Raw genomic sequence first — 11,249 nt, forward strand, 5'->3', positions numbered from 1 at the left:
CCCATTCGCGCTCCTGTCGCTCTCGTAGGAGCGCGTTCACGCGCGATGTACTTCGTCACGCTGCGATAGAACGTATCGCGGTCAAAGCCGCTTTCCATCCACGCGCGTTCTTTGTAGGAAGAGCCTTCAGGCTCGATGCCTTTTGACACCATGCACGCAACGAACCAACATCGCGACGTTGGGGTTCGCTTGCGCTCACCACCAACCTACAACGAAGCGGAAACGCGTCGACAGTCATCAAAACCCGCGCCCACACACGCCCTTCGCAGGAAGAGCCTTCAGGCTCGATGTTTTTGACACGGTGCACGCAACACATCGACCACCATCAAGCCCCGCGCCTCCCATCGCAAACTACTCGCGCTTCGCCGTCGCTCGCCTCAAAGTCCAAACCGGCGACGCGCGTGGCGCTGATCGGCGAGAATGCCGCGTCCCCTGAAACAGCCACACGCCTTGACCGCACCGCGCTTCCCGATCGACGAGGTCCTGCCCGAGCTGCGCACACTATTGGCGGCGAACACGCGGCTCGTCCTCGAAGCGCCGCCCGGTGCCGGCAAGACGACGCAGGTGCCACCGGCCCTGCTCGATGAGGCCTGGCTCGAGGGCCGCCGCATCCTGATGCTCGAACCGCGCCGCATCGCCGCGCGCGCGGCGGCCGAGTTCATGGCTGCCGCGCGCGGCGAGGCCGTCGGCGCGACGGTCGGCTACCGGATACGCCACGAGTCGAAGATCTCCCCGGCGACGCGCATCGAGGTCATCACCGAAGGCATCCTGACGCGCCTGCTGCAGGACGACCCCGAACTGCCCGGTGTCGGCGCGATCCTGTTCGACGAGTTCCACGAACGCCACCTGCACGGCGATCTCGGCGCCGCACTGGCCCTTGACGTGCAGGCCAACCTGCGCCCCGAACTGCGCCTCGTCATCATGTCGGCCACACTCGACGGCGAGCGCATCGCGCGCTGGTTCGAGGCGCCGCGTCTGAGCAGCGCCGGACGCAGCTACCCGGTGCGCATCGGGCACCCGCCGGCCCGCCAGGGCGAAGCCTGGCCCGAGCGCGGCTGGATCGCCCATCTCCGCCGTGCGGTCGAACAGGCCCTCGCCGAAAGCGACGGTGACGTGCTCGTGTTCCTGCCTGGTCGGCGCGAGATCGAGCGCGCCCGCGAGGCCCTGGCCGGGATCGCCGCCGAAGCGATCGCCCTGCACGGCGAACTGGCCCTGGCCGAGCAGCATGCCGCGCTGGCCGCTGCGGCACCCGGCACGCGGCGCGTCGTCCTCGCCACCAACGTTGCCGAGTCGAGCCTGACCCTGCCCGGCATCCGCGCCGTGGTCGACCTCGGCCTCGCCCGTGAACCGCGCTTCGATCCCAGTTCGGGATTCTCACGATTGCAGACTGTAAATATTTCGCAGGCCTCGGCCGATCAGCGTGCCGGACGCGCCGGCCGGCTCGGTCCCGGTAGCGCCTATCGCCTGTGGCCGCAGAGCCGCCGCCTCGATGCTTCGCGCACACCCGAGATTGCCCAGGTCGAGCTTTCGCAGCTGATGCTCGAACTCAAGGCCTGGGGCAGCGAAGCGTTGTGCTGGCTCGATCCGCCGCCGCCCGGCGCATCGGCGCAGGCGGTCGAACTGCTGGTCGCCCTCGGTGCACTGGAGGCGAATGCGTCGATCAATCCGTTCGGACGCGAGCTGCTGGCCTTCGGCGCCCATCCGCGTCTCGCCGCCGCGGTAGTGCGCGCCGCGCCGGACCAGCGCGCCCTGGCCTGCGACGCGGTGGCCCTGATCGAGGCGCGCAATCCGCTGCGTGGCGAGGCCTCGCGCAACGACGACTTCCGCCTGCGCCAGCGCGCACTCGGCGCCTGGCGCGAGCGCGATGCCACGACCGCGCGTGAACTCGGCGCCGATCGCGGCGCCCTGGCAGCGATCGCACAATCGGCCGATGCCTGGCGACGGCGTGCGCGCGTGCCGGCATCGAACCGCGCCGATGCTGGATCGACCGCGCTCGGTGACCTGCTGATCCACGCCTTCCCCGATCGCGTCGCCCGCCAGGATCCGGCCAATCCGCGTCGCTACCAGCTGGCCAACGGGCGTGGCGCGCGCCTGCTCGAGGAGAGCAGCCTGTACGGCGAACCGTGGCTGGTCGTCATCGACCTGCGCTTCGAGGAACGCGACAGCCTGATCCTGGCCGCCGCCCCGTTCGACGAAGCCGCCCTCGAGCGCGAATTTCCGCAGCGCTTCGCGACCCGCCGCAGCGTGCGCTGGAATCGCGAGTCGCGCGCGGTCGAGGCCTTCGAGGAACGCTGCTTTGCGGCGATCGTGCTCGAGCGGCGCAGCGTGCCGGCACGCGCGGAGGATGCCGTGCCGGCCCTGCTCGCCGCGATCCGCGAGCTCGGACTCGATGCGCTGCCCTGGAGCGACGCGGCCAGCGAGCTGCGCCAGCGCGTCGAATTCCTGCGCGCGCAGACGCCCGAACTCGGCCTGCCCGACTATTCCGACGCGCGCTTGCTGGAAACGCTGGAAACCTGGCTGGCACCGGCCCTCGACGGCAAGCGGCGCCTTGATGCGCTGCGCCCCGAGGAACTCTCGAACGCGCTCGCCGGGCAGCTCGACTACGCCTTGCGCCGCGCCCTCGACGAACAGGCGCCGACCACGATCACGGTGCCGAGTGGACTCGCCCGCCGGGTCAGCTATGCGGCCGGTGCGCCGCCGGTGCTCGCGGTCAAGCTGCAGGAACTGTTCGGCCTGGCCGACACGCCGCGCGTCGCCAATGGCCGCGTCGCGGTCACCCTGCACCTGCTCTCGCCGGCCGGACGCCCGATCCAGGTGACCCAGGACCTGCGTGGATTCTGGGAGCGCACCTATCCGCAAGTGAAAAAGGAACTGAAGGGCCGCTACCCGAAACATCCCTGGCCCGACGATCCGTGGACGGCAACCGCGACCCACCGGGCCAAGCCGCGACGCTGAACCAATCCGCAACGACAAGGGTCGAAAGCGGCAACCGGCATGCAGCGCGCAGCGCGCGCGTGGCATGGTAGCCGGGCGCGAGCGTGCACAACGCATTGCCGCCTCGCTGCATCCGTGTAACCGAATCCCCCGCAAACCGAGGCCCTCATGTCCCGATTCAACCGTGCCCTGCTCTGGATGTCCGCCTTTCTGGTGCTGGTGGCGGCCCTGGCGGCCCTGGTCGGACACCGTCTGCTCGAGATCTTTTCGGCCAATCCGTTCTTCAACGGCGTGATCCTGACCGTGCTCGTCGCCGGCATCGTGGTCAACCTGCGCCAGGTCATCGTGCTCGGTCGCGAATCACACTGGATGGAATCGTTCCGCCGCTCGAATCCCGAGCGCACGGTCGAAGGCAAGCCGCGCCTGCTCGCGCCGATGGCGCGCATGCTCGGCAATCGCGCGCGCGGCAAGGCCGCCCTGTCGGCGCCATCGATGCGCACGATCCTCGACAGCGTGCAGTCGCGCCTCGAGGAATCACGCGATCTCTCGCGCTACCTGATTGGCCTGGCCATCTTCCTCGGTCTGCTCGGCACCTTCTGGGGCCTGCTCGTGACGATCCGCTCGGTCTCCGAGACGATCGGCACGCTGAATGTCGGCAACGACGCCCTGACCATGTTCAGCGCGCTCAAGGAAAACCTCAAGGAGCCGCTCGGCGGCATGTCGACCAGTTTCTCGACCTCGTTGTTCGGCCTCGCCAGTTCGCTCGTGATCGGCTTTCTCGACCTCCAGGCCGGGCATGCGCAGAACCGCTTCTACAACGATCTCGAGGAATGGCTGTCGGGCATGACCCATCTGTCCTCGGGCAGCGCGCTCGAAGGCGATGCCTCGGTGCCGGCCTACGTGCAGGCACTGCTCGAGCAGACCGCCGACGGCCTCGAACGCATGCAGCGCGCGATCGTCGAGAACGAACGCGAACGCCGCGGCAGCAACGAGCAGTTCGCCGAGATCTCGACCCAGCTCGGTCGCCTCAACGACCTGCTCGCGCGCGATGCGCGCGAACGCCAGGCCGCTGCCGAGGTGCAGGACGAACTGAAGGGCGTGCTGCGCCAGATCGCCAGCCATCCGCCTTCGGAATCGCGCCTGTCCGATGAGCTGCGCAGCGAACTGCGCCTGCTTTCGCGCACGATCGCCGCTTCGGTCGGCGCAGGTCGCGAGCCGCGCGCATGAGTGCCGCCCTGCGCCGGCGTCGGCGCGCCTTCGACATCTGGCCGGGTTTCGTCGACGCGCTGACCTCGCTGATCATGGTCATGATCTTCGTCCTGCTGATCTTCGCGATCGGCCAGTTCGTGCTCTCCGATACCCTGGCCGGCAAGAACAAGGCGCTCGATGCGCTGAATGCCCAGGTTGCCGAACTCGCGCGCACGCTTTCGTTGAGCGAGGACCAGAAGCACGCCCTCGACGCACGCGTGACCGAGCTCAGCGCTTCGCTCGGCACGACCCAATCCGAGCGCGACCAGCTGAGCAGCGAACTGAGCGCGGCGAACACGCAGGCGGCCAGCCTGAGCGCCGACATCGCCGCCCTGACCGCGCTCAAGCACGATCTCGAGGCCGAGGTGGCGCGCCTGAGCACGCAACTCGATACGACCCAGGACGACCTGGTCAAGCAGACCGAGCTCGGCAATGCCGCGACCGCCCAGGTCGAACTGCTGAACCGGCAGATGGCGGCGATCCGCGAACAGCTCGGCAAGCTCGAGGCGGCCCTCGGCATCGCCAACAAGGACATCCAGGCCAAGGATCTGAAGATCGCCGATCTCGGCAAGCAGCTCAACATCGCCCTGGCCAACCGGGTCGGCGAACTCGAGCGCTACCGCTCGGAGTTCTTCGGTAAGCTGCGCGAAGCGCTCGGCGACCGCACCGACGTGCAGGTGGTCGGCGACCGTTTCATCGTGCCGACCGACATCCTGTTCGATTCGGCTTCGGCCGAACTCGGCCCGGCGGCGCAGACACGGCTCGATTCGCTGGCCGCGACCGTACGTGAAGTGTCGGCCGAGATCCCCTCGTCGATCGACTGGGTGCTGCGCATCGACGGCCACACCGACCGCCGGCCGATCCACACCGACCGCTTCCCGTCGAACTGGGAGCTGTCGACGGCGCGCGCCGTGGCCATCGTCAAATACCTCGTCGTCCAGGGCATTCCGGCCCATCGCCTGTCAGCCAATGGTTTCGGCCAGTTCCAGCCTATCGATACCGCCGACACGCCCGAGGCCTATGCGAAGAACCGGCGCATCGAATTGCAATTGACGAACCGCTGAGCGGTAGCCGTCGGTACCGGTACTCGATTGCTGGGCCCTGTCGCGATCGATTCGACATCGCGATCGTCCGCAGGAGGCTGCAACCAGGCGCCAAGTTCGCGCATCTCCTTCTTCGAACCCGTACGTGTCCGGCTTGCGCCGCACACGCTCGCCTCTGGAATCGCATCGCGCGCACCCCGTCAAGGAAACTCATTGCCATGATCAGGCCCCACCATATTGCGTTTGCCCGGCTCCTTCTCCTTCCCACACTGATCCTGGTAACAGGCGCCGTGTCGGCGCAAACCGCGACCGACCAACCGGTCGCCTTGCCCGAAACGACCGCCGGGCACCTGATGAGCGACTGGATCGCGCAGTGTCGCGACCCCGACCTCGCCCGCATGACGGCGTGGATCGGCCAGCATCTGTCCTCGGGTGGTGCCGGGCGCATGCCCGCCGAGGCGCGCGCCGCCGACATGTTCGCGACCTGTTCGGCGAACGGGGGCCTCGATCCGGTCGCCGTGGCCAGTTCCGAGCCCTTGTCGATCACCCTCAGGATGCAGGGTCGCAAGACCGGCGCATGGTTCGAAGGGGTGCTGATCGCCAATGCGGAGGGTCAGCTTGATCGCGGCGGCCTGCGGCCCGCATTGCCCGAAGAGGCTTCCCTCCCGGCCCATCTCGATGACGCTGCGATAGCCCGCGAAGTGAAACAGATGGTGGCGCGCCTCACCGGCGCGGGCCTGTTTTCCGGCATCGTCGCGGTGGCCCGCGGTAACACCGTCATCGCCCGCGCCAGCGGCGGATTTGCCAACCGCGCCAAGAAGACCCCGCTCACCGGATCGAGCCTGTTCACGCTCGGCTCGATGGGCAAGATGTTCACGGCCGTGGCGATTGGCCAGCTCGCCGACCGCAACAAGCTCGCCCTCGACGATACCGTTGGCAAGTTCTTTCCCGATTATCCGAACAAGACCGTGCGCGAGAAGGTCACCGTGGCGATGTTGCTGTCGCACACCTCGGGCATGGGCGACTTCCTCGACAAGCGCACGCCGGCGATGATGAAGCACGGCGTTCGCCGCGCAGACGAGTTCGTGCCGCTGTATGCGAATGACGAACCGAGCTTTGTACCGGGCAACGGACGCGAGTACAGCAATGCGGGCTTCGCCCTGGCCGGCGCGATCGTCGAAAAGGTCTCCGGCGAGAGCTATCCGGACTATCTGCGCAAGCACATCTTCGAGCCGGCCGGCATGCTGCACAGCTCGGCCAACAATGTCCCGCTCGCCGGCCCCGCCCTGGTCACGCCGTACACGAAGGAAGGTTCCCCGGACTGGAAGATCGCCGAGGCCGACATCGGCAGCCCGGCCGGCGGCGCCGTCTCCAGCGCCGACGATCTCGTCCGCTTTGCCGAAGCGCTGCGCAGCGGTCGTCTGGTCAGCATGGCCTGGCTCAAGGACATGGCCACGCCGCACGGTCCGGCCGGGGACGGCTGGGGCTACGGCTACGCCATGGGCATCGCCGACATCTACGGCGAGACCGCGGTCGGCCACGATGGCGGGTTCCCGGGCGTCAGCACCCACCTGCTGCTCGTGCAGGGATCGCCGTACACGGTCGTGGTCCTGGCTAACCAGGATCCGCCCGCCGAGGTCTACGCGACGATGCCGGCCGTGGCCCTGGTTGCGGAGCGGGTCAAGCGCGAAGGGAAGTAGTCGTCATCCGGATGCGGCCGCCTGGAGCCGGTCGCTACGGCGATTCCGCCCCGGCCCCCCGCTCGGGGCCAGGGTCCGGCGCGGAGTGACGCCCCGCAAGAGTGCCGCGATTTGCATGCGGCACCCTTGCTCACGGACAATCGGCGCCCATTTCATCCCGGCGCACCCAGCGCGCGCTGCCTCAGGCCAAGCCAACACCGTGTCCGAAATCCTGCATCGTCTGCCCGAATTCATCGGCAATCATCCCTTCCTTTCGTTCGGCTTCATCGGCGTGCTTGTCGCCCTCGTCGCCCTCGAGTTCGGCCGCCTGACCCGCGGCTACACGGCGCTCACGCCGGCCGGACTGACCCAGCTGATCAACCGCAACAACGCCCTTTTGATCGATGTCTCGAGCATCCAGGACTTCGAGCAGGGGCATATCCCGGGCGCCCGCCACGTCGCCATGAGCCAGTTCGATCCCGAGAACAAGGACCTGGCCAAGGCCCGTGAGCTGCCGGTTGCGGTCTACTGCAAGTCCGGCCAAACCTCGGGCCTCGCCGCCAAGCGCCTGAAGAAGGCCGGCTTCACCCAGGTCTACACGCTGGAAGGCGGCCTGCGCTCGTGGAGCGAGGCCCAGCTGCCGCTGGCCAAGGGCCGCGCCTGAGCCGCGAACCGGGCCTTCGTTTGCATTCCAGCGGATCGCCGCATCGGGTCGGAGCGTGCGTTGCCCTGCCCGGCATGGGATAATCCGTGTCCTTTTTTCCCCGCTTTTCTTGGAGCAACCGCAACATGGCAGAGAATTCCCCCGCGAACGGCGCGGCCAATCCCAACCCGGATGGCGGCGCCATCCAGGCCCAGCTCAACCTGCAGAAGATCTACACCAAGGACGTCTCGTTCGAAGTGCCGAACGCACCGAAGGTGTTCCAGCTGCAGGGTCAGCCGGCGGTCGAACTGAACCTGAGCCAGCGCGTCAACACGCTCGCCGATTCGATCTTCGAAGTGGTCCTCAGCGTCACCGTGACCTGCAAGATCGAGGAAAACACCGCCTACCTGTGCGAAGTGCATCAGGCCGGCATCTTCGGCGTCGCCGGCTTCGATGCGGCTTCGCAGGAAGGCGTGCTCAACACCTACTGCCCGAACGTGCTGTTCCCGTACGTGCGCCAGATCGTCTCCGACCTGGTCCAGAGCGGCGGCTTCCCGCCCCTGTTCCTGCAGCCGATCAACTTCGATGCGATCTACGCCGAACAGCAGCGTCGCCGCGCCGAAGCCCCGGCCGAAAGCCCGACCACGCTCAACTCCTGAGCCACCGATCGATGAGCACGCCGGTTGCGGTCCTCGGCGCCGGATCGTGGGGCACGGCGCTGGCCGTGCTGCTCGCTCGCAATGGCGTCCCCACCACGTTGTGGGGGCGCTCGCCGCAGGCCGTGGTCGACATGGCCACGGCGCGCGCGAACACGCGCTACCTCCCGGAAATGAAATTTCCCGACGCGCTCGGCATCACCGGCGTCATCGAAACCTGCGTGCGCGATGCCGGCATCGTCCTGATTGCCGTGCCGAGCCACGCCTTCCGCGATCTGCTCGACACGATCACGCCGTGGGTCGGTCCCGGTGTCGGGATTGCCTGGGCGACCAAGGGCTTCGACCCGGGTTCCGGTCGATTCCTGCATGAGCTGGTCGAGGAGCGCCTGCCGGGCCATCCGGCCGCTGTCGTCACCGGCCCTTCGTTCGCCAAGGAAGTCGCTGCCGGTCTGCCGACCGCCCTGACCGTGCAGTCCAACGACCCCGAGTTCGCCAGGAAGCTGGCCCGCCTGCTGCACGCGCCGACCTTCCGCGCCTACACCGGTACCGACATCCTCGGCGCCGAACTCGGCGGGGCGATGAAGAACGTGCTCGCGGTCGCCACCGGCGTCGCCGATGGCATGGAACTTGGCCTCAACGCCCGCGCCGGCCTGATCACGCGCGGCATGAACGAGATCCTGCGCCTCGGCACCGCTCTCGGCGCCAAGCCCGAAACCCTGATGGGCCTCGCGGGGCTCGGCGACCTCGTCCTTACCTGTACCGGCGATCTGTCGCGCAACCGCCGCCTCGGCATCGCCCTGGGTCGCGGCGTCCCGCTCAAACAGGCCATTGCCGAGATCGGCCAGGTCGTCGAGAGCATCGTCACGGTCGACGAGGTCGTCCGCCTCGCCCAGCGCGTCGGCATCGAACTGCCGATCGCCGAACACGTGCAACATGTCCTGCACGAGGACATGACCCCCGAAGAAGGCCTGCGCGCCCTGCTCGCGCGCGAGCAGAAACCCGAATACCCCGACTGACTCGCAATTCCCTCCCCGCGTTTCGGCCACCGCCGACGCCGGTGCGAACCCACTCCACCCGCCCTCAAGACTTTCGTCCGCCTCTCGTAGGAGCGCCTTCAGGCGCGATGCCTTTCCGTCCAAGACCCAAGGCATCACCCCACGAGGCGATCGCACGATCAAGCACAACCCTCGAGACGCCTCCCCGCGGCCATCTTGAGCTACCCGGGACCAACGCCGCGCTTTTCCCTTCTCCCGCCCGCGGGAGACCAAACGGCAGGATTGCCGTTTTGCGCCGCGAATGCTGCCCGCAGGGGCGAGCACCATGGAGGGTGCGAGTTCAGGTGCTGGAGGCGGATGAGGGGCCCTTCGCTTCACGTCTCCTGACGCGACGTGTTCGCCTGTTCAGATCCTCCCTCCTATCCGCTCCTCGCCGCCAGCCCGCAATCACCCACCCCCCGCAAACCCCCTCTGCCGCCACGCCTCATAAGCCACCACCGCCACCGCATTCGACAGATTGAGGCTGCGGTTTTCCGGCCGCATCGGCAACCGGATGCGCTGCCCCATCGGCACCGACTCGAGCACCGCCTGCGGCAAGCCACTCGTCTCCGACCCGAACATCACGGCATCGTCCTCGTCGTAATGCACGGTGTCATAGCGCACCGTTCCCCGCGTCGACACCGCAAACACGCGCGCAGGCTTCACGGCCGCCAGGAAGGCCCCGAGATCCTCATGCACGGTCAATGCCGCGTACTCGTGATAATCGAGCCCGGCGCGTTTCAGCTTGGCGTCATCCAATGCAAAGCCAAGCGGACCGATCAAGTGCAGCCGCGCACCCGTGTTCGCGCACAGGCGGATGACATTGCCGGTATTCGGCGGGATCTCGGGGCGGTGGAGGACGATATTGAGCATGTGGGGCTTGCCGGAAATATGCCGACAAGTATCCCGCCGATCCGAGTTCCTTTCGACTCCCACGTCCTTCATCGCCCGAAGCAGTGCGATTCATGCAGCCGCCGATTCGGTCTTGACCGAGCGGGGCGATCCGAATGAAGGCGCATTTTCGGGATCTGCCGCATTGGGCAATCATCTAGGCCATGGGATGGGAAACCGCGCGTAGTGCATCATCTTCTGGGCGTCAACTTGCCAGAAGAAAAACCCCAGGATTAGGCTGATGGATTAGACCGCTCGGTCAGCAAATGTCGCTGATTTGCATGAGGAAATTCTCCGGGCATTTGCGCAGTTTGCCGTGATAGGCTTATGGAATAGATCCCATTGTGGGATCGAATTGGCGTTAGGGGCTAGGCCATGTGGGCAAACTTTAGCAGCATGCCAAGACTTCTAAAGTTCCTCACTGCGCATGCGGCATGTTGCTTCGTATTCTTAGTCATATCAGTCATTCCAATTGACTCATACGCTATACAAGGTCGGCACGTCACTTACACTGAGTGGTGGAGCAGCGGCGCGGGCGTACTCGCTTCCTTGCTAGGCATCGTTGGCCCATTCGCCGCATGGACGCTGGTTTCAAGACAGCCATATGCTCGCGCTGTGTATTTGGTTTTTCTGGGCCTCGCGTTCGTAGCACCATGTCCGTATGTCGGCATGCTAGCGTATGTTCTTCCCAGCTTGCTGGTTGTTGGCATCGGCGCGTTCTACATGTACAAGTGGCAGAGCGTGCAGGTCTACTTCGCCCCTAACCAGTCCTCAAGAGACTTCCCGTCAACTCCGGGTGAGTGAGGCTGTGGCCCTGAGCTCTTAGGCGTTTGCTGGTCATCGAGTTGTTCCTTTGGTCCGTGCTGATTTGTCAGTGCGATGCGGAGACCAAACGATGTCAGACTGCATTTCCTCAAACGGTCTTGTTGAGTCGCGGATGCCGACTCGGACCAGGGTATAAACCGCACCCGGAGACCTCGTTCGTCCATCGGTGTCGTCGGTGTTCGAGGATCAGTCGAAGCACGCTGTGACGGCCGGAAAGTTAGTCAGGTTTTCTCCAGGTCGGTCTGACCCGTTGTCACCCGTGTCGCGCTGACGGTGAAGGGAATCGAATAACTTAT

Annotated in this window: 8 protein-coding genes; 7 read left to right on the forward strand and 1 reads right to left on the reverse strand. The window is 66.4% G+C overall.

Translation table 11 applies throughout. The features are described from left to right. Positions 1 to 420: 420 nt before the first annotated feature. The 7 genes from hrpB (at position 421) to BM125_RS10355 (ending at position 9,219) form a co-directional block, all read left to right on the forward strand. The gene (gene hrpB, locus BM125_RS10325; RefSeq protein WP_092407614.1) at positions 421 to 2,955 is read left to right on the forward strand and encodes an ATP-dependent helicase HrpB; all 2,535 of its coding nucleotides are present in this window, start codon (positions 421 to 423) and stop codon (positions 2,953 to 2,955) included. Between the two features lie 147 nt (positions 2,956 to 3,102). After that, positions 3,103 to 4,161, forward strand: a complete 1,059-nt coding sequence (locus tag BM125_RS10330) for a MotA/TolQ/ExbB proton channel family protein (protein WP_092407616.1) — start codon at positions 3,103 to 3,105, stop codon at positions 4,159 to 4,161. Next, complete coding sequence (locus BM125_RS10335) at positions 4,158 to 5,246, forward strand: peptidoglycan -binding protein (RefSeq protein ID WP_092407618.1); 1,089 nt, start codon at positions 4,158 to 4,160, stop codon at positions 5,244 to 5,246. Before BM125_RS10330 ends, BM125_RS10335 begins: the two co-directional genes overlap by 4 nt. A 269-nt stretch (positions 5,247 to 5,515) precedes the next feature. Beyond that, the gene (locus BM125_RS10340) at positions 5,516 to 6,925 is read left to right on the forward strand and encodes a serine hydrolase domain-containing protein (RefSeq protein WP_175498008.1); all 1,410 of its coding nucleotides are present in this window, start codon (positions 5,516 to 5,518) and stop codon (positions 6,923 to 6,925) included. Between the two features lie 199 nt (positions 6,926 to 7,124). Next, positions 7,125 to 7,568: a rhodanese-like domain-containing protein gene (locus BM125_RS10345; RefSeq protein WP_092407622.1), complete on the forward strand. Its 444-nt coding sequence runs from the start codon at positions 7,125 to 7,127 to the stop codon at positions 7,566 to 7,568. A 125-nt stretch (positions 7,569 to 7,693) separates the two neighbouring features. Next, positions 7,694 to 8,206 carry a protein-export chaperone SecB gene (secB, locus tag BM125_RS10350; protein ID WP_092407624.1) on the forward strand — a complete coding sequence of 171 codons (513 nt, stop codon included), beginning with the start codon at positions 7,694 to 7,696 and terminating at the stop codon, positions 8,204 to 8,206. A gap of 11 nt (positions 8,207 to 8,217) precedes the next feature. Then, positions 8,218 to 9,219, forward strand: coding sequence for an NAD(P)H-dependent glycerol-3-phosphate dehydrogenase (locus BM125_RS10355; protein ID WP_092407626.1), 1,002 nt, complete (start codon positions 8,218 to 8,220; stop codon positions 9,217 to 9,219). A gap of 426 nt (positions 9,220 to 9,645) precedes the next feature. Here BM125_RS10355 and trmL read toward each other — a convergent pair whose 3' ends face one another. Continuing rightward, positions 9,646 to 10,110: a tRNA (uridine(34)/cytosine(34)/5-carboxymethylaminomethyluridine(34)-2'-O)-methyltransferase TrmL gene (gene trmL / locus BM125_RS10360; RefSeq protein ID WP_092407650.1), complete on the reverse strand. Its 465-nt coding sequence runs from the start codon at positions 10,108 to 10,110 to the stop codon at positions 9,646 to 9,648. Between the last annotated feature and the right edge of the window lie 1,139 nt (positions 10,111 to 11,249).

Origin of the sequence: Dokdonella immobilis (assembly GCF_900115085.1) — a bacterium.
Taxonomy (GTDB): domain Bacteria; phylum Pseudomonadota; class Gammaproteobacteria; order Xanthomonadales; family Rhodanobacteraceae; genus Dokdonella; species Dokdonella immobilis.